Here is a 17059-nt window from a genome sequence, read left to right as displayed (position 1 = left end):
GGGTTACTCCTTCAGCAGGGTGTCGACGGTGTCATCCACGCGCCGCAGCAGGGTTTCCAGCTCCCCGTCGTCGTATCGGGCGGACAGCTCCAGTGCCTTGCGGGTGTCCTGCTGGACCTGTTCCAGCTGACGGTGCATGGTGTGAAAGCGCTTGATGAGGCCGGTCTTGTCCTCCAGCTCGGTGAGGGTGGCCTCCGCCCGGACAATGACGTCCCGGACGCCCTGGCGGGAGATGTTGTAGTTTTCCGCAATCTCGCCCAGAGAGAGGTCCTCGTTGTAATAGAGGTCATAGAACTCCTTCTGGCGATCGGTGAGTACGTCGCCGTAGAAATCGAAGAGCATCGCCATACGATAGGCCTGACTTTTCATTCCAGCGGACCTCCTTCAATGGAAAATGTAAAGGTAAACGACTTTACAAACGGAATCATACCACATTTGCCTCCAAATGTCAAGTCAAATTACTTGCCCCGCCGGAGGCCGGATTTGGTATATTGCGCCAAGGGCCGGGGAACACTCCATGCCGAGGGGCGGAAAAGCCTGGGGCTTTGAAGGGGAATTCGCCCCCGCCTGCTTTACTTTTTGCGGTGGGTCGTGTATGATATTACACACTGTAAAAGAAGGAATTCATTTCCTGCCTGCCGATATGGAGAAAGGAACTCGATTATGGCTCAGATGACCCGTCGGGAGCTGTTCCCTGGCGTGTGGCTGCGGGCGATCCACACGGAAAAATTCAAAAGCGCCTATCTGTCCATTACCCTCATGGCGCCCCTGGAGCGGGCAACGGCGGCGGAGAACGCCTTGGTTCCCTATGTCCTGCGCCGGGGCACCGCCGTCCACCCGGACATGGAGCGCCTGTCCGCGGCGCTGGACGAGCTGTACGGCGGCGCGGTGGAGCCGGTGGTGCGCAAGAAGGGGGAGACCCAGTGCGTGGGCTTTGTGGCCAGCTTTCTGGATGACGCCTACACCCTGGGTGGCGAGCCCATTCTGGAGAGCGCCGCCGCCCTGCTGGGGGAGCTGCTGCTGAACCCCTACACCCAGGACGGAGTGTTCTGCCCCGACTACACCGCCGGGGAGAAGGCCAACCTGCTGGACCGCATCCGGGGCCAGGTGAACGACAAGCGCACCTACGCCACCCTCCAGCTCACCCGCCGCATGTGCCGGGAGGAGGCCTTCGGCGTGGACAAGCTGGGGGAGGAGGCCAGCGTGGAGGCCATTACCCCCGCCTCCCTGTGGCAGCGGTATCAGAATCTGCTGTCCTCCGCCGCCATTGAGGTCTACTACTGCGGCTCTGCCGCCCCCGAGCGGGTGGAGGCGGCCCTGCGTTCTGCCCTGGCGTCCCTGCCGGTGAGCGAGAACCGCCTGACCCCCGAGTGCCAGGTGCGCCTCCACGCCGAGGAACAGCCCCGGGTGGAGGAGGAAGCCATGGACGTGACCCAGGGTAAGCTGGCCCTGGGCTTCCGCACCGGCGGAGTGACCTGCTGGGAAGAGGACTACCCCGCTCTGGTGATGTGCAACGCCATCTTCGGCGGCACCACCCTGTCCAAGCTCTTCCTCAACGTGCGGGAGAAACGGTCCCTCTGCTACTACGCCAGCTCCATGCTGGAGAAGATGAAGGGCCTCATGCTGGTCTCCTCCGGCATCGAGTTTGACAAGTACGAGACCGCCCGGGACGAGATTCTGGCTCAGCTGGAGGCCGTCCGCCGGGGCGAGATTGAGGACTGGGAGCTGGAGGGCGCCCGCCGCACCCTCATCGGGGGCCACCGGTCCACCCTGGACGACCAGGGGCGGCAGGAGGAGTTCTGGCTGGGCCAGGCGGCCGCCGGACTGGACACCACCATTGAGGAGCTGTGCGCCCAGTTTGAGACCATCACCCGGGAGCAGGTGGCGGCCGTGGCTCAGAAGCTGGAGCTGGACACCATCTACTTCCTGAAGGGAAAGGAGGCCTGAGCCATGGAGAAGCTGGAATTTACCCGGGTAGGGGAGCAGATGTACCACGAGAAGCTGGAAAACGGCCTCAACGTGTTTGTCTTCCCCAAGCCCGACTATCAGAAGGGGTACGCCTTCTTCGCCACCAACTACGGCGGCATGGACATGCGCTTCTGCCTGGACGGGGAGTGGCACGACACCCCCGCCGGCGTGGCCCACTTCCTGGAGCACAAGATGTTTGACACCAAGGAGGGCAACGCCCTCCAGGAGCTGGCGGCCAACGGGGCATCCCCCAACGCCTTCACCAGCAATGCCATTACCGGCTACTTCTTTGAGTCCACGGAGAAGTTTGAGGACAACCTGAAAATCCTCCTCTCCTTTGTCTCCATTCCCTACTTTACCCCCGAGAGCGTGGACAAGGAGCAGGGCATCATCGGCCAGGAGATCCGCATGTACGAGGACGATCCGGAGTGGGAGTCCTATATCAACCTCATGGAGGCTCTCTACAAGAACCACCCCGTGCGGGAGAACGTGGCGGGCAGCGTGGAGTCCATCTCCCACATCACCACCGACACCCTCTACGCCTGCCACAAGGCCTTCTATGACCCGGCCAACATGGTGCTGTGCGTGGCGGGCAACGTGGAGCCGGAGCGGGTGTGTGAGTTGGCCCGGGAGATTCTGCCCAAGACCCCCGGCCCCATCGCCCTGAAGGATTACGGCGAGGAGGAGAAGCCCCGGGTCTTCCAGCGCCAGGTGGAGAAGGAGATGGCGGTGTCCACCCCCATTTTCCAGCTGGGCTATAAGGGTGACCCGGCCAAAAACGGCGAGGAGCGGCTGCGCCAGCGTTTGGTTGCCGAGCTGGCCCTGGAGGCCCTGCTGGGCAACTCCAGCCCCCTGTACGCCAAGCTCTACCGGGAGGGCCTCATCAACCAGAACTTCTCCTACGGTTATGACAGCTACCCCGGCTGCTCTTTCCTGTGCGCCGGCGGCGAGTCCAAGGACCCCGAGGCCGTGCGCATGGCAGTAGCTGAGGAGGGTGCCCGTATCGGCCGGGAGGGCATCGACGGAAAGCTCTGGGAGCGCCTGAAGAAGGGCGTCTACGGCAACAAGGTGCGTTCTCTCAATTCCTTTGAGAACCTGTGCGTGGGTCAGGCTCAGGCCTTCTTTGCCGGCACGGACTTCCTGCGCTTTGCCGATCTCTTCAGCGCCCTCACCAAGCAGGAGGCGGAGGAGCTCATCGCCCGCTGGGTGACGGAGGAACGGACCGCTCTGTCCATTATCCGGCCCAAGGGAGGAGCAGACTGATGGACTTTTTGCAGAACCTCATCGCCCTGCCCGGGCCGGAGACGGTGCAGAACGTCTTCTTCCCGGGCCTGGGCCTGAACTTTGATTTGAACCGGGTGGCCATCATTATTCTGGGCCGCCCGGTCTACTGGTACGGCATCATCATTGCCTCCGGCCTCTTTCTGGCCGTGTGGCTGTGTACCCGGTGGAGCGGCCGCTTCGGCGTAAATGGGGACCAGATCATCGATATGATGCTCTTTGCCGTGCCTGCGGCCCTGGTGGCCATCCGGGCCTACTATGTGGTGTTTAACCTGAGCATCTTTCAGAACGAGGACGGTTCCCTGAACTGGGGGAAGGTTCTCAACTACAGTGACGGAGGTCTGGCCATCTACGGGGCCATTATCTCGTCGGCCATCGTGCTGCTGATCTTCTGTCATGTGCGGAAGATCAGCTTCCTGGCCTTTGCTGACCTGGGGGTCCATGGACTGTTCATCGGACAGCTGGTGGGCCGCTGGGGCAACTTCATGAATGTGGAGGCCTTCGGCTCTGCCACTGCCGCCCCCTGGCGCATGTGCGGCAGCACCATTGCCGATTACATGTTCCGCAACGGATATGTGGACGAGGCCGGCTACCAGGCCATCCTGTCCGGATCCCTGGGCGTACATCCCACCTTTTTCTATGAGTCTGCCTGGAATTTTGTAGGCCTCATCCTGGTCTACTTCATGGGCAAGAAGCGCAAGTTTGACGGACAGTGCTTTTTGTTTTATGTCTTCTGGTACGGCCTGGGCCGGGCCTGGATTGAGGGGCTGCGCACCGACAGCCTCTATCTCTACGTGGGCAGCACCATCCGGGTGTCCCAGCTGGTGGCGGCCCTGTCCGCCCTGGCGGCGGGCATTGTGCTGCTGGTCATGCTGCTGCGCAAGAATAACCGCCCGGAAAATCTGTATGTAAATAAATTGGCCGCTCAGAAGGCGGCCCAGGCTGCGTCGGAGTCTGCTGAGGCTGCCCCGGAAGGGGACGATGTGAAGCAGGCGGAGAAAGAGAAGGCACCCGAGGTGCCGGAGCGGGACGCAGAGGACGAGACACACAAGGAGGAATGACCCATGGCCGCTGTGGCAATGGATGGAAAGGCCCTGGCGGCCCGATTGAAGGAAGAGATTCGGCAGCAGGTGGAGCAGATGCCCGTGAAGCCCGGCCTGGCCGTGGTGCTGGTGGGGGAGGACCCCGCCTCCCGGGTCTATGTGCGGGGACGGAAGAAGGACTGCACCCTGTGCGGCATTTACAGCGAGGAGTACATTCTGCCACAGGAGACCTCCCAGGAGGAGCTGCTGGATCTCATCGACCTGCTCAACGGGCGGGAGGACATTGACGGCATCCTGGTCCAGTTCCCCCTGCCTGACCACCTGGACAACCGGGTGGTGCAGCTGGCGATCCGGCCGGACAAGGACGTGGACTGTGTCCACCCGGCCAGCATGGGTTACATCGTGCTGGGAGAGGAATCCCTGCGCCCCTGCACCCCATCGGGCGTGATGCGTCTGCTGTCCGAATATGGAATTGACCCCACCGGCAAGCACTGCGTGGTGGTGGGCCGGTCCAACATTGTGGGTAAGCCCCAGGCCATGATGATGCTGTGGGAGGACGCCACGGTGACGGTGTGCCACACCAAGACGGTGGACCTGGCCGGAGAGTGCCGCCGGGCGGACATCCTGATTACCGCGGCCGGCCAGCGGGGCCTCATCACCGGAGACATGGTGAAGGAGGGCGCGGTGGTCATCGATATTGCCGTCAACCGGGACGAGAATGGCCAGCTGTGCGGCGATGCTGTCTACGACCAGGTGGCGGAGAAGGCCTCCTACATCACCCCCGTTCCCGGCGGCGTGGGTCCCGTCACCCGGGCCATGCTGATGGAGAACACCTTCCTGGCTGCCCGGAGGCATGGAAAATAAAAGCTGCCAATGAAAGAAGAACCTCCTGTTTCAGCGCAATTGCGCTGAAACAGGGGGATTTTTTGTGCCTTTCCCGTTAAGTGAAGAAAAACAGGTCCTCTACCTTGCAGCCAAAGACCTGGGCAATGTCCATGGCCAGCTTCAGGGAGGGGTTATACTTGCCGTTTTCCAGGTTGCCGATGGTCTCCCGCCGCACCCCAACCCGCTGGGCCAGCTCTTCCTGGCTCATGTGGTCCCGGATGCGGTACTCCCGGATGCGTGTGGTCAGACTCATGCCATCCCCCTCATTTCCCGCCACTCCAGATAGGTGTGGTAGAGGCAAAAGAAGATGAGGGCGGCGGCAAAGCTCAGCCCCAGGGCCTGGGGCATGGGGTTTGCGCCGGGAGCCCGGAGGTAGAAGAACAGCAGGGCCGGGCCGATGAGAATACACTCCAGCAAAAAGGAGAGGGTGGCCGCCCGGCGGAGGGTGAACAGGAACAGCTCATCCGGGATGACCCAGAAGTAGCGGAGAAAAACCAGAAAGCCCCAAAAGCCCAGAAAATCCCGGTCGCCGGTGGGCAGGTACAAAAGTGCGGCCAGGGCGGGCAGGGCCAGCAGCCCCATGGGATTGAAGGCTCGTTTCATAGGGAAGCTCCTTTCTAAAATGTGAGGTATTTCTAACATCTTGTGTGTGAAATATATCACATATGTCGGGGACTGTCAAGGAAGATGTGAAAAATATCTCACATTTCCTTCTGTCATACCCGGGCCTGTCCCCACATAGGATAGGGCAAAGGCGGGTGGACAGGCATGGAAGAAAACAGAGCAGTGACGGCATACCGGCAGGCCCTCCGGGTTCTGCCTCCACCCCTGCGGCAGCGGGCGCTATCCGTCTCCCAGGAGGAGCAGGAGCGGGCGGAGGAGGTCCGGCTGCGAGTGGGGCGGCCCCTCTCCCTGGTGCTCCCCTGGGGGGAGCGCTGGCTGGAGGGAAACCCGGTAACCGGACGGGATCTGGAGCAGCTGGTGGAGCTGGCCAGCGGGGCCTCCTTCCACGCGGTGGCCGACCAGGTGCGCCGGGGCTACCTCACGGTAGCGGGGGGCCACCGCATTGGCCTGTGCGGCAGCGCGGTGCTGCGGGAGGGGGAGGTGCAGGGGCTGCGGAATCTCTCCTCCGCCGACCTGCGCATTGCCCGGCAGCTGCCCGGAGCGGGAGAAGGGGTGCTGGAACGGCTGTGCCGGGAGGGGCGGCTGGAGAGTACCCTCATCCTGGCCCCGCCCGGTCTGGGCAAGACCACTCTGCTGCGGGATCTCATCCGCCGGGTGTCCCAGGGGGAGGGCTGTCACCCTCTGCGGGTGGCCCTTGCCGATGAGCGGGGAGAGGTGGCGGCTCTGTACCGGGGCGTCCCTCAGCTGGAGGTGGGCCCCCGCACCGACGTGATGGAGGGCTGCCCCAAGGCCCAGGGGCTTATGCTGCTGCTGCGGGCTATGAACCCCCAGGTACTGGCGGTGGACGAGATTACCGCCCCCGAGGATGTGGCCGCTCTGCGTACCGCTGTGGGCTGCGGCGTTACCCTGCTGGCCACCGCCCACGGGCGGGACCGGGAGGACCTGGAGCGGCGGGAATTGTACCGCCCCCTCCTGCGGGAGGGCATGTTTCAAAAGCTGGTGCGCATCCTCCGGCGGGGGGATGGGCGGCAATACGAAGTGGAGGAGTTGGGACGATGATACGGCTGATGGGGGCGCTTTTTATTGCGGCAGGCAGCGCCTGGCTGGGCTTTGGCGCGGCGGGGAGGCTGGGGGCACGGACCCGGACCCTGGAGGAGCTGGCGGAGGGGCTGAGCCGCATGGCCCGGGAGCTGGAGCTGGACCAGCCGCCCCTGGAACAGCTGCTGGAGCGGCTGATTCCGGGGAGCCGTGGGGCGGCCCGCACGCTGTTTGCCGGGTGCCAGGCAGCGCTGGACCACCTGGAGGAGGAGCCTTTCGCCCGGGCCTGGGAGCGGCTGGTGGAGTCGGAGCCCCTGCTGAACAAAGAGGGACAGGCCTGTCTGCTGCCCCTTGGGCAGGTGCTGGGGCGCTGCGGCTGGGAGGAGGAGCGGAGGGCCCTGGACTGCGCGGCCCAGCGCCTGGAGCAGGAGGCCGGGCGGGCCAGGGAGGAGCGGCTTCGGATGGGCCGGGTCTATCAGGTGCTGGGGCTGTCCGGCGGGGCGTTTCTGGTGATTCTCCTGCTGTGAGGCAGCAAGCCGAATGCGAAAGAGGGTAAGACAATGGATGTGGATTTGATTTTTAAAATTGCCGCCATTGGAATTCTGGTGGCGGTGCTGAACCAGGTGCTCAGCCGGGCCGGACGGGATGAACAGGCCATGATGACCACTCTGGCGGGACTGGTGGTAGTTTTGATGATGGTGGTGCAGGAGATTGCCGACCTGTTCGACCTGGTCAAAACCCTGTTTCAGCTGTGATGGAGACCATGGTGCGCATTGCCGCCGTGGGGCTGACGGCGGCGGTGCTGGGGACGGTGCTGAAAAAGAGCGCCCCGGAGCTGGCGCTGCTGCTGGTGGTGGCGGCAGGGGTGTGGATTCTGACGCTGACGCTGGATGGGCTGGGGGCGGTGGCGGCGCTGATGGAGGAGCTGGCCGGGGTGTCCGGCCTGTCCGAGGAGCTGCTGGAGCCGGTGGCCAAGACGGTGGCCCTGTCCATCCTCACCCGGCTGACGGCGGAGATCTGCCGCTCGGCGGGGGAGTCGGGGTTGGCCTCCTTTGTGGAAGTAGGGGGGACAGTGGCCGCCCTGGTGGTGGCCCTGCCTCTGATGCGGGCGGTGGCGGTGCTGATGGCGGAGATGCTGACATGAGAAAAGAGATACTGACCATGATTGTAGTACTTTTGCTGAGTGCCACCCCATGTCTGGCGGCGGAGCTGGAGTTCCCTCAGGTGGACGAGCTGTGGGAGCAGACGGAGCGCTACGGGGTAGAGGGGGGCACGGAGCTGGACCAGGGGCTGTCCAACCTCTTTTCCGATGCCCTCGATCAGGGAGGAGAATTGCTGCGGGCCAGTGTGGCCACCGGGCTGAAGCTGCTGGCGGTGGTGGTGCTGTGCGCCGCGGCTCAGGGACTATACAGCGGCGGAGGCGGGGAGAGCCTGCCGGTGGTGGAGATGGGGGGCGCTCTGGCCATTACCGCCCTCACCATGACGGACATGGCTACCATGATTGGCCTGGGGCGGGACACCATCGGAAAGATGGACGACTTTGCCGGGGTGCTGCTGCCGGCCATCGCGGTGCTCACCGCCGCCACGGGGGGCATTACCGCTGCCGTGGCCCGGCAGGGGGCCACGGTCCTCTTCTCCCAGCTGCTGATCACCGCCATGGACCGGCTGCTCATCCCTCTGGTGTACGGCTATGTGGCCCTCAGCTGCGCCTACGCGGCGGTGGGTAACCCGGGCCTTCAGAAGCTGGCCGGTCTGTTGAAAAGCGTGGCTACTTTTGTACTTACCGCCCTGTTGCTGGCCTTTGTGGGCTACCTCACCGCCAGCGGGGCCATTGCCGGCAGCGTGGACGCTTCGACCATCAAGGCGGCCAAGCTGGCTATCTCCCGGGCCATTCCGGTGGTGGGCAGCATCCTGGCCGACGCCTCGGAGACGGTGCTGGCCGGCGCGGGGGTGCTGCGGGGGACGGTGGGGGTAGCCGGGCTTCTGGTAGTGCTGGCCATCTGCCTGACCCCATTCCTGCGTCTGGCCCTCCAGTACCTTACCTACAAGGTGACCGCTGCCCTGTGCGCCACGGTGGCCCAGCCCCGGCTCAGCCAGCTCATTGACGCCATTGGCGGCGCCTTCGGCCTGGTGCTGGGCATGACAGGAGCGGGAGCGCTGCTGCTGCTGGTCAGCCTGGTCTCTGCCGTGTCGGCGGTGGTGCCCTCATGATGGATGGTGTGCGGAGCTGGTTGCTGAGCGTCATTGCTGCCTGTCTCCTGTGTGCCCTGGCCGACGCCCTGATGCCCCAGGGACCGGTAAAGAAGGCGGGGCGGCTGGTGTGCGGATTGGTGCTGCTGTGCGCCATGCTGTCCCCCCTTCCCGGCCTGCGGCTGGAGGAGGGACAGGCGTGGCTGGAGCGCTATTTTGCCGGGTTGGAGCAGCAGAAGCAGGACTTAAAGGAGGCGGCGGATACGGGGACAAAAGGTATCATAGAGGAGACATACAGCGCATATATTGTGGACAAGGCGAAGGAGCTTGGCATTGCTTGTCAGGCCCGGGTGACCTGCCGGACCGGAGCGGACGGCCTGACGGTGCCGGAACGGGTGGAGGTGACAGGGCGCTTCTCCGATGAGGAGCAGAGTCGCCTTGCCCAGATCATTGAGGAGGAACTGCTGGTCCCGCCGGAGCGGCAGGCCTATTACAGCGAGGAGGAATTGCCGTGAAGGAAGGTTGGCCGGCACTGGTCCGGCAGTGGAAGGGGGCGCTGGGGAAATACGGGTATGTTCTGCTGGTGATTGGAGTGGGGGCGCTGCTGCTGCTCTGGCCCGGCGGAGGGGAGACGGAGACCGTTTCCGTCCAGGAGAGCGGGACGTACTTTGATTTGGAGGAGTTTGAAGCCAGACTGGAGAAGGCCCTGTCCCACATTGAGGGGGCGGGGGAGGTAAGCGTGGTGCTCACCCTGGAGAGCGACGGTCGCCAGGTGCTGGCCCAGGACCGGGATACCGACGGAGCGGGAGGCGGGACCTCCACCACCGTGACCGTGGGGCGAGGGGGCGGTACGGAGGAGGTGGTCCCTCTCCAGACCTTCACCCCCGATTTCCGGGGCGCGCTGGTGATCTGCCCGGGAGGTGGAGAGGCACAGGTCCGGCTGCGGCTGGTGGAGGCGGTGTCCGCCGTCACCGGTCTGGGCAGCGACCGAATTTCCATTTGCACAGGAAATCCATAATATCAGTTTAAAAAATCAGGAGGAATGAGCCATGAGAACGGGTAAAAAGGGAACGGGATGGTCCCAGCTGTGGAAGCGCAACGCGGTGGTAGCAGCCATCGCCCTGTTTGTGTGCGCGGCAGTGTATCTCAACTGGAACTATGAGCAGGAGGCCGAGGCGGGAAAGACCCTGGGCCAGTCCACCATGGTGGGCAGTGAGACAGAAGATCCGCTGGTGAGCGGAACGGGGACCGAGCAGGATGTGGACGCCCAGACCGGCGACGTAGAAACCGGCGATGTGGGGACAGACGGCCAGTCTGCCTCCGCCACCAGCGGGGACTATTTTGCCACTGCCCGTCTCAACCGCCAGCAGGCTCGGGACAGCGCCCTCTCCCTGCTGCAGGACGCCGCCGCCCGGGAGGACGCCGACGAGACGGTGAAGGAGCAGGTCAACGACACCATTCAGACCATGGCTGACTATACCGTCACTGAGGCTCAGATCGAAAATCTGGTGGTGGCCAAGGGCTACACCGACTGTGTGGCCTTCATCGGGGAAAATGCCCTCAGCCTGGCGGTGGCCGCGCCGGAGGGCGGGCTCACCGAGGCAGATACCGCTAAGATTGTGGACGTGGTCAATCAGTCCGCAGGCTTCACCGCGGACCAGATCAAGATTATTCCCGTGGAATGATCTTCCGGCGAACAGAGGGGAGACGGAAGAAGTTTGGCCGCCGCAGTTGTCAAGGAAAGGGAAATGTGGTACAATACACAAAAGCGGCAGCTGCCGCCGGCCCAGGTGCGGGCCTCCTGTCCCAGGTGGAGGAGCATCGGGGCGATCTATCTGCGAACGATTGAGGAGCGTGGCAAACATGAGTGAGAACAAAGAGTACGTCTCCCGCTCTGACGAGCTGGGCAATATCCATATTTCGGAGGAAGTGCTGGCCGCCATTACCGCCGCTGCTGCGCTGGAGGTTGAGGGCGTCAGCGGTCTGGCTGCGAACCTGGGCAGCGACATTGCCGAGCTGCTGGGCAAGAAGAATCTGGCCAAGGGTGTCCACGTGAAGATGGAGGACGACAAGGTGGAGATCGAACTGTCCGTCCTCATGTCCTACGGCCACACCATCCCGGAGATGGGCAAGGCCATTCAGGACAACGTCAAGAGCGCCGTGGAGTCCATGACCGGTCTGGAAGTGTCCGCCATCAATGTGAATGTGGGCGGCATTACCTTCCCCCCCAAGGCGTAAGTAAGACACAGTGGGAGCCTGCGAAAGCAGGCTCTTTTTTTATTCCACCGGAGAAGACAGAATAAAATGAGTGAGGCGCATATGTGCCTCACTCATTTTTGCATTCAGCGGGGAGAAGAAAAATTGCATCTCCCTGTTTATTGGGCTCCAAAGCTGTGGATGGGAGGTGTTTCGGGGGATATTTTCCTGGAGGGTACCGCCTGACGCCCAACTGTTTCGCTCCTTGCGATGCGGCTTAAGAAGAACAAAAACGGCCGCAAGCAGCACCGCCATCGGAAGATGGCGACGCTGCTTGCAGCCAAGCCTGGTATATGAGGGAAGAAGAATCAGGGAATAATGTCCTCGTTTTTCTGGGCGGGATCCATGTACTGGATGGTCCAGCCGCTCCAGATGCAGATGAGGGACATGATGGGGTTAAACATGGCGAAGAACATGAAGGGCGCATACTGGGCAGTTGCCACACCCAGAGTGCCGAGAATGAAAGCACCGTCAGTGCTCCAGGGGCAGAAGGGGGCGCACAGGGTGCCCACGTCCTCCAGAATACGGGACAGGTTCTTGGGGTGCAGGTTGCGCTCGCGGAAGGTCTCCCGGAACATACGGCCGGGGAGCACCAGGGCCACATACTGCACGCCGGTGGCGAAGTTGGTGAACAGGGTGGAGAACACGGCGGTGGTCATCATGGCCTTGTCGCTCTTGGCGTGGGTCAGGATCTTTTCCACGATGCTGTGCACCATGCCGGTACGCTCCACAATGCCGGCGAAGGCCAGGGCGATGAGAATGAGAGCGATGGTATCCAGCATGCTGGACAGGCCACCGCGGTTGACCAGCTTGTTGATGGCCTCCACGCCAGTGTCCATGCTGACGCCGGTGTAGGCGGAGGCCAGCACCTGGGACAGGTGGGCTCCCTGGAAGACCACGGCGAAGATGCCGCCCAGAGCAGCCACGCCCAGCAGGCCGGGGATGGCGGGAACCTTAAAGATGACCATCAGCAGCACACAGATGGGGGGAATGAGCATGACGGGGCTGATGTTGAAGTTGGAGCTCAGGGTCTCCAGATACAGATCGATGGTGCCCAGGTCTGCATTTTCACCCACAACGGAGAAGCCGAGGACCGCATAGATGATGATGGCGATGATGTAGGAGGGGGTGGTGGTGTACACCATGTGCTTCATGTGGGAGAACACGGTGGTGCCGGCCATGGCGGGGGCCAGGTTGGTGGTGTCGGACAGGGGGGACATCTTGTCGCCGAAGTAGGCACCGGAGATGATGGCACCGCAGGTCATGCCGGGGTTGACACCCAGGCCGGAGCCTACGCCCATCAGGGCCACACCGACGGTGCCCATGGTGCTCCAGGAGCTGCCGGTGAAGGTGGAGACCAGGGTACACAGCAGGCAGGCGGTGACCAGGAAGATCTTGGGGGAAATCCAGGTCAGGCCGTAGTAGATCATGGTGGGCACGATGCCGCCCAGCATCCAGGTGCCGATGACCATGCCGATGATCAGCATAATCAGGATGGCGGGGGCAGAGGCCTTGATGGTGTCGCTCATGCCGGCCTCCAGCTCGTTCCACTTATAGCCGGAGGCTACGCCCACAATGGCGGCCACACAGCCCGCCAGCACCAGGGGCATGTGGGCGGATGTACCGAACAGGAGAATGCCGCTGAGAATGAATACAAAGGTAAGAACAAATACGAGAGCGGATTTTCCAAATCCAACGGGGGCTTTCTTTTCCACTTTTGATGTTGACTGACTCATGGTTGTCTCTCCCATCTCAATTGTTTGATTGAAGGAATTTCATAGAATGCGGATGACGATGCCTCCCCTCTTGTCACAGTGGATGGTGCTCAGTGATTTGCTGCCTCCATGGCGTCCAGCAGGTCATAGACCACGCCCTTGGCAGCCCGCTCCTTGTAAAGCTGCTCCGCAGGAGTCAGCTTCAGCTTGGGGGGACGGGTACGCTGGAGGCGAATTTCCTGAATCTTCTGGGCCAGACCCTGGGCGGCTTCTTCCGCTTGGGTCTGGTCAGCCAGAAGCTGGGGATTGGGGAAGGGACAGGGACGGCGGTCAATGGCGCCGGCCACGGCGCGGATCTGGGTCCGCGTTCCGTCCTCCGTGTGCCAGGCGGCACAGAGGGAGATCTGGGCAATGGTGACCTCCCGGCGGCTGCCCAGCTTGACGAAGCAGCTGTCCAGCGCCTCGTCAATGGGCAGCCAGATGGCGGTGAGAATTTCGCCCGGCTTCAGGTCAATGCGGCCGTCGGAGGAGAGGAACTGATCCATGGTCAGGCGCCGGGTGCCGCCGGCGCCCAGCAGCTCCACCTCGCCGTGATACAGCACCACGCAGGGGGCGATGTCGCCGGCGGGGGAGGCGTTGACCAGACTGCCGCCCAGGGTTCCCTTGTTCCGGATCTGCTGGGAGCCCACGTGGCTGCAGGCCATGGAGAGTCCCCGGAACCAGCGGCAGATGCGGGGGTCCCGGGCGGCTGCGGCATGGGTCACCATGGCGCCGATTTTCAGCCAGCCCTCCTGCTCCTCCACGGCCCGGAGCTGAGGAATCTTCCACAGACTCAAAATGCAGGAGTAGTCGGGATGACGGGCCCGGAGCTTAGGCATCAGATCCGTCCCTCCCGCCAGGACGGCGGTCTTCTCGGGAAGGGAGGGGAGAAGGGCCTGAAGCTCCTCCAGGGTGTCGGGCTGCAAGTAGGCGGTGCCGCTCACAGGGCCTCACCTCCCTCGCCGTGCTGTGCCTGGGCGGCCTCCTGGGCCGCGGCCTTGACCTCGCGGTAGCCGGTGCAGCGGCAGATGTTGCCGGCAATGGCCATCTTCACCTCGTCGGGGGTGGGGTTGGGATTTTTCAGCAGCAGCGCCTTGATGGACATGACCATGCCGCTGACGCAGAAGCCGCACTGCACGGCGCTTTTTTTGATAAAGGCCTTCTGGATGGCGTCCAGCTCGCCGTTCTGCTCCAAGCCCTCAACGGTCCAGAGCTCGCCCCCATCCAGCTGTCCCACCATGGTGAGACAGGAATGGACCGCGTCGCCGTTGAGCATCACGGTGCAGGCGCCGCACTCCCCCTCGCCGCAGCCCTCCTTGGTGCCGGTGAGATGGAGATCCTCCCGAATAAAATCCAGCAGCCGCTTGCTGCCGTCGGCCTCCATAGTGCGGGGACGGCCGTTTAATGTAAATTCCAGTTTCATGCGTTCTGTGCCTCCAATGCCTCCAAAATCACCGCCGGCGTCAGCGGCAGGTGGTGCAGCTGGGTCCCCAGCGCGTCGTTGACCGCGGCCACAATGGCGGGGGCCACCGGGACCAGGACCACCTCGCCGATGGACTTTGCGCCGAAGGGACCGCTGGGTTCGTCCTCCTCCAGGAAAATGACCTGGTAGTCGGGCATATCCACCGCGTTGGCCACCTCATAATTTTTAAAGTTGGTGATAAGGGCCTCGCCGGTCTTGGGGCTGATTTTGATTTCCTCACACAGGGCCATGCCCATGCCTTGCTGGATTCCGCTGCCCACCTGGCCGCGGCACAGGTCGGGGTTGATGGCCCGGCCCACGTCGTGGACGGACAGGCAGTCCAGAACGCGGGTGAAGCCGGTGTAGGTATCCACCTGGACGTAGGTGAAGTGAGCCGCGGGCACGCCGGGGCTGGCCTGGGCGTTGGTGGTCACGGAGCAGAAGACGTCCTGGCCCAAAACACGGATGGAGTGCTCATAGACCTGGGGCAGGGAGATGCGCACCGACTTGTCCGTCTCCTGGAAGAAGATACCGTCCTCGTAGTGGAGGATGGTCTCCGTGCAGGAGAGGGCAGCGGCCGCCCGGCTCTTCAGAATGCCCATCAGCTTTTCGCAGCAGGTCTTCACCGAGGTGCCCAGGGAATAGACCGTCCGGCTGGCGTAGCAGCCGTGGTCATAGAGACAGTCCCGGGTGTCGGCCTCCTGGAGGAGAATCTGATCCAGGGGAATCTGGGTCACCTCGCTGGCAATCTTTTTCAGCGCCATAATGGTGCCGCAGCCGTGGTCGTGCACCGACACGTGGAGGATGAGGCTGCCATCCTCCTGGAGCTTGGCGGTGGTGGAGGCCACGTCCACCCGGTAGGGGTAGAAGGAGGAGGTGTGGGAGGCCACAGCCATGCCCACGCCGTAGCGGTAGCGGCGCTGAGCGCAGTTCTGCCGGGCACACTCCGCCTTCCGCTCCTCCCAGCGGAAGGCTTCCCGGCCCCGGAGCAGACATTCACGGAAGTGGGCGTTGCCCACGGACACGTGGTGAACCAGCTCGTCCTCGAAGGGCTCGTGGACATTTTTTAGGCGGAACTCGATGGGGTCCATGCCCAACTCCCGGGCCACCATGTTCCAGTGATTTTCCAGACAGAGGGCCACCTCGCAGGACCCCCAGCTGCGGAAGCTGCCGTTGATGGGGGTGTTGGTGCACACGGCCCGGCCGTCAAAATGGAGGTTGGGGATGCGGTAGACCTTGTTGATCTTTTCTCCCATGGTGGATGCGTAGTCCCGGGACACAGTCAGGTAAGCGCCGGCGTCCAGACGGCAGGAGAGGGACAGCCCCAGGATGGTTCCGTCGGGCTGCACCTTGCTCTCCACCCGGGCGTCCACGCTGTGCTTCATCATGGTGTTGACGATCTGCTCCTCCCGGGTGTAGACCAGACGCACCTCGGCCTGGAGATCCTTGGCCACATAAGCGGTCAGCGGCTCCAGCAGGGTTTCCTGGCGGACGCCGAAAGAGCCGCCCATGGGCGCCTTGATGACCCGCACCTTGGAGTAGGGGACGTCCAGGAACTCCGCCACGGTGCTCCGTACGCCGAATACAGACTGGCAGCCGGTCCAGATGGTCAGCGTGCCCTCCGAGGCGTTGTAGCCGGCCCGGCAGGACTGGGTTTCCATGGCCAGATGGGTCATGCGGCTGATGTGGGACTGGCTGGTGTGGCACAGAGCCCCCTGTATGGCGGCATAATCGCCCCGGTCAACGGGGTCAGTGGGGTACACGTTGCCGTCGGGGTGGATGCGGGGGGCACTGTCCTGCTCCGCCTCGTCCACGGAGATGACAAAGGGCAGGGGGGCGTATTCTACCTGGATGAGGCGGCAGGCCTCCTCCGCGATTTCCTCCGACTCCGCCGCCACGGCGGCCACCCGCTCTCCCACAAACCGCACCTGGCGGCTGAAGAGCTGCTCCTGGTTGGGCACCGACTCCCAGGGGCCCACCCGGCCCCGGTCGTATCGCTTGTCGGGCGTGTTCTCACAGGTATACACAGCCCGGACACCGGGCAGCGCCTCCGCCTTGGAGGTGTCGATGGAGCGAATCATGCCGTGGGTAATGGTGGAATGCTTCAGCTTGATATACAGCATTCCAGGAGCCTGCATATCTCCGCAATAGTGAAGACGACCGGTCACCTTGCCGTAAGCCTGGTCGTTCGACAGTTCCTTTCCGATTACATGAAAGTCTTTCAAATCTACCATCCTTTTGCAGTAAATCCCAGGTGGGCCAAGCGGCAGAGGACCGTGGCCCGGAGTGTGGTCTGCATGTGTTTCCAACTGATTGATTATCAGTATAAAAGGAGAAAGTCAAAAGGCGGTCGATAAAAGCATCAAAAAAACATCGAAAGTTAATTTCCTTTTTTATTCTTTGGGTTTCCCTGTAAAAAAAGGATTTTTCCTCCGAAATAGAGTGGTTTTGAAAAGCCGGTCGGCGGGGGCGGCGGATTCCGGCTGGCAAGAGAATGGCGGGTGTGGTATAATAAAATACCTATTGAATTCCCGAACCGTCGGGGAAACCAAGATTGC

The 17059-nt window shown here is 62.8% G+C and carries 21 protein-coding genes; 13 read left to right on the top strand and 8 right to left on the bottom strand.

Annotated elements, in window-relative coordinates; translation table 11 throughout:
• Positions 1-3: 3 nt before the first annotated feature.
• Positions 4-369, bottom strand: a complete 366-nt coding sequence (gene ylxM / locus DWX58_RS13935; protein ID WP_118644850.1) for a YlxM family DNA-binding protein — start codon at positions 367-369, stop codon at positions 4-6.
• A gap of 294 nt (positions 370-663) precedes the next feature.
• Between ylxM and DWX58_RS13930 the strand changes: the two genes are divergently transcribed.
• The 4 genes from DWX58_RS13930 to DWX58_RS13915 are packed head-to-tail and all read left to right on the top strand — an operon-like array spanning position 664 to position 5156.
• Complete coding sequence (locus DWX58_RS13930; protein WP_118644848.1) at positions 664-1947, top strand: pitrilysin family protein; 1284 nt, start codon at positions 664-666, stop codon at positions 1945-1947.
• Positions 1948-1950: 3 nt separating this feature from the next.
• A complete protein-coding gene (locus DWX58_RS13925) occupies positions 1951-3231 on the top strand; it encodes a pitrilysin family protein (protein ID WP_118644846.1) in 1281 nt (426 codons plus the stop codon).
• Entirely contained in the window at positions 3231-4310 is a 1080-nt protein-coding gene (lgt, locus tag DWX58_RS13920; protein ID WP_118644844.1) for a prolipoprotein diacylglyceryl transferase, read from the top strand. Before DWX58_RS13925 ends, lgt begins: the two co-directional genes overlap by 1 nt.
• A gap of 3 nt (positions 4311-4313) precedes the next feature.
• The gene (locus tag DWX58_RS13915) at positions 4314-5156 is read left to right on the top strand and encodes a bifunctional 5,10-methylenetetrahydrofolate dehydrogenase/5,10-methenyltetrahydrofolate cyclohydrolase (RefSeq protein ID WP_118644842.1); all 843 of its coding nucleotides are present in this window, start codon (positions 4314-4316) and stop codon (positions 5154-5156) included.
• Positions 5157-5232: 76 nt separating this feature from the next.
• On the opposite strand, the gene DWX58_RS13910 is transcribed toward DWX58_RS13915, so the two are convergent.
• Together DWX58_RS13910 and DWX58_RS13905 are read right to left on the bottom strand one after the other, a co-directional pair.
• Positions 5233-5430, bottom strand: a complete 198-nt coding sequence (locus tag DWX58_RS13910; RefSeq protein WP_118644840.1) for a helix-turn-helix transcriptional regulator — start codon at positions 5428-5430, stop codon at positions 5233-5235.
• Positions 5427-5780: a hypothetical protein gene (locus DWX58_RS13905; RefSeq protein ID WP_118644838.1), complete on the bottom strand. Its 354-nt coding sequence runs from the start codon at positions 5778-5780 to the stop codon at positions 5427-5429. The genes DWX58_RS13910 and DWX58_RS13905 overlap by 4 nt, the downstream gene beginning before the upstream one ends.
• Positions 5781-5945: 165 nt before the next feature.
• Here DWX58_RS13905 and spoIIIAA point away from each other — a divergent pair, with 165 nt between their 5' ends.
• From spoIIIAA to DWX58_RS13860, 9 genes are all read left to right on the top strand, one after another.
• The gene (spoIIIAA, locus tag DWX58_RS13900) at positions 5946-6860 is read left to right on the top strand and encodes a stage III sporulation protein AA (protein ID WP_118644836.1); all 915 of its coding nucleotides are present in this window, start codon (positions 5946-5948) and stop codon (positions 6858-6860) included.
• Positions 6857-7366, top strand: a complete 510-nt coding sequence (locus DWX58_RS13895; protein ID WP_118644834.1) for a stage III sporulation protein AB — start codon at positions 6857-6859, stop codon at positions 7364-7366. The genes spoIIIAA and DWX58_RS13895 overlap by 4 nt, the downstream gene beginning before the upstream one ends.
• 33 nt (positions 7367-7399) lie before the next feature.
• Positions 7400-7594 carry a stage III sporulation protein AC gene (spoIIIAC, locus tag DWX58_RS13890; protein WP_118644832.1) on the top strand — a complete coding sequence of 65 codons (195 nt, stop codon included), beginning with the start codon at positions 7400-7402 and terminating at the stop codon, positions 7592-7594.
• Positions 7594-7983 carry a SpoIIIAC/SpoIIIAD family protein gene (locus DWX58_RS13885; RefSeq protein ID WP_118644830.1) on the top strand — a complete coding sequence of 130 codons (390 nt, stop codon included), beginning with the start codon at positions 7594-7596 and terminating at the stop codon, positions 7981-7983. Before spoIIIAC ends, DWX58_RS13885 begins: the two co-directional genes overlap by 1 nt.
• The gene (locus tag DWX58_RS13880) at positions 7980-9050 is read left to right on the top strand and encodes a stage III sporulation protein AE (protein WP_118644828.1); all 1071 of its coding nucleotides are present in this window, start codon (positions 7980-7982) and stop codon (positions 9048-9050) included. Before DWX58_RS13885 ends, DWX58_RS13880 begins: the two co-directional genes overlap by 4 nt.
• Positions 9047-9544, top strand: coding sequence for a stage III sporulation protein AF (locus tag DWX58_RS13875; RefSeq protein WP_118644826.1), 498 nt, complete (start codon positions 9047-9049; stop codon positions 9542-9544). Before DWX58_RS13880 ends, DWX58_RS13875 begins: the two co-directional genes overlap by 4 nt.
• Positions 9541-10047 carry a stage III sporulation protein AG gene (locus tag DWX58_RS13870; protein WP_118644824.1) on the top strand — a complete coding sequence of 169 codons (507 nt, stop codon included), beginning with the start codon at positions 9541-9543 and terminating at the stop codon, positions 10045-10047. Before DWX58_RS13875 ends, DWX58_RS13870 begins: the two co-directional genes overlap by 4 nt.
• Positions 10048-10078: 31 nt before the next feature.
• Complete coding sequence (locus DWX58_RS13865) at positions 10079-10714, top strand: SpoIIIAH-like family protein (protein WP_118644822.1); 636 nt, start codon at positions 10079-10081, stop codon at positions 10712-10714.
• Positions 10715-10892: 178 nt separating this feature from the next.
• Positions 10893-11267 carry an Asp23/Gls24 family envelope stress response protein gene (locus DWX58_RS13860; RefSeq protein WP_118644820.1) on the top strand — a complete coding sequence of 125 codons (375 nt, stop codon included), beginning with the start codon at positions 10893-10895 and terminating at the stop codon, positions 11265-11267.
• 39 nt (positions 11268-11306) lie between these two features.
• Here DWX58_RS13860 and DWX58_RS15450 read toward each other — a convergent pair whose 3' ends face one another.
• From DWX58_RS15450 to DWX58_RS13840, 5 genes are all read right to left on the bottom strand, one after another.
• Entirely contained in the window at positions 11307-11540 is a 234-nt protein-coding gene (locus tag DWX58_RS15450) for a hypothetical protein (RefSeq protein ID WP_199648851.1), read from the bottom strand.
• Positions 11541-11593: 53 nt separating this feature from the next.
• Complete coding sequence (gene nhaC / locus DWX58_RS13855) at positions 11594-13000, bottom strand: Na+/H+ antiporter NhaC (RefSeq protein WP_243093530.1); 1407 nt, start codon at positions 12998-13000, stop codon at positions 11594-11596.
• Between the two features lie 110 nt (positions 13001-13110).
• Positions 13111-13983 (bottom strand): FAD binding domain-containing protein, encoded by an 873-nt coding sequence (locus DWX58_RS13850; RefSeq protein ID WP_118644816.1) that lies wholly within the window; start codon positions 13981-13983, stop codon positions 13111-13113.
• Entirely contained in the window at positions 13980-14462 is a 483-nt protein-coding gene (locus tag DWX58_RS13845) for a (2Fe-2S)-binding protein (protein ID WP_118644814.1), read from the bottom strand. Before DWX58_RS13845 ends, DWX58_RS13850 begins: the two co-directional genes overlap by 4 nt.
• Positions 14459-16726: a molybdopterin cofactor-binding domain-containing protein gene (locus tag DWX58_RS13840; RefSeq protein WP_158579298.1), complete on the bottom strand. Its 2268-nt coding sequence runs from the start codon at positions 16724-16726 to the stop codon at positions 14459-14461. Before DWX58_RS13840 ends, DWX58_RS13845 begins: the two co-directional genes overlap by 4 nt.
• Positions 16727-17059 lie beyond the last annotated feature (333 nt).

Source organism: Pseudoflavonifractor sp. AF19-9AC, from assembly GCF_003478995.1.
Classification (GTDB): Bacteria; Bacillota; Clostridia; order Oscillospirales; family Oscillospiraceae; genus Lawsonibacter.
Note: the sequence above shows the minus strand (reverse complement) of the source record. Positions and strands in the feature narration are given on the sequence as shown.

Bases quoted from the DNA above. Each gene is read 5' to 3' on its own strand.
- spoIIIAC (WP_118644832.1), top strand. From the start codon at position 7,400: ATGGATGTGGATTTGATTTTTAAAATTGCCGCCATTGGAATTCTGGTG.
- DWX58_RS13860 (WP_118644820.1), top strand. From the start codon at position 10,893: ATGAGTGAGAACAAAGAGTACGTCTCCCGCTCTGACGAGCTGGGCAAT.
- DWX58_RS13910 (WP_118644840.1), bottom strand. From the start codon at position 5,430: ATGAGTCTGACCACACGCATCCGGGAGTACCGCATCCGGGACCACATG.
- DWX58_RS13930 (WP_118644848.1), top strand. From the start codon at position 664: ATGGCTCAGATGACCCGTCGGGAGCTGTTCCCTGGCGTGTGGCTGCGG.
- DWX58_RS15450 (WP_199648851.1), bottom strand. From the start codon at position 11,540: ATGGCGGTGCTGCTTGCGGCCGTTTTTGTTCTTCTTAAGCCGCATCGC.
- DWX58_RS13880 (WP_118644828.1), top strand. From the start codon at position 7,980: ATGAGAAAAGAGATACTGACCATGATTGTAGTACTTTTGCTGAGTGCC.
- DWX58_RS13875 (WP_118644826.1), top strand. From the start codon at position 9,047: ATGATGGATGGTGTGCGGAGCTGGTTGCTGAGCGTCATTGCTGCCTGT.
- DWX58_RS13915 (WP_118644842.1), top strand. From the start codon at position 4,314: ATGGCCGCTGTGGCAATGGATGGAAAGGCCCTGGCGGCCCGATTGAAG.
- DWX58_RS13925 (WP_118644846.1), top strand. From the start codon at position 1,951: ATGGAGAAGCTGGAATTTACCCGGGTAGGGGAGCAGATGTACCACGAG.
- DWX58_RS13895 (WP_118644834.1), top strand. From the start codon at position 6,857: ATGATACGGCTGATGGGGGCGCTTTTTATTGCGGCAGGCAGCGCCTGG.
- DWX58_RS13845 (WP_118644814.1), bottom strand. From the start codon at position 14,462: ATGAAACTGGAATTTACATTAAACGGCCGTCCCCGCACTATGGAGGCC.
- ylxM (WP_118644850.1), bottom strand. From the start codon at position 369: ATGAAAAGTCAGGCCTATCGTATGGCGATGCTCTTCGATTTCTACGGC.
- DWX58_RS13905 (WP_118644838.1), bottom strand. From the start codon at position 5,780: ATGAAACGAGCCTTCAATCCCATGGGGCTGCTGGCCCTGCCCGCCCTG.
- DWX58_RS13885 (WP_118644830.1), top strand. From the start codon at position 7,594: ATGGAGACCATGGTGCGCATTGCCGCCGTGGGGCTGACGGCGGCGGTG.
- lgt (WP_118644844.1), top strand. From the start codon at position 3,231: ATGGACTTTTTGCAGAACCTCATCGCCCTGCCCGGGCCGGAGACGGTG.
- DWX58_RS13865 (WP_118644822.1), top strand. From the start codon at position 10,079: ATGAGAACGGGTAAAAAGGGAACGGGATGGTCCCAGCTGTGGAAGCGC.
- spoIIIAA (WP_118644836.1), top strand. From the start codon at position 5,946: ATGGAAGAAAACAGAGCAGTGACGGCATACCGGCAGGCCCTCCGGGTT.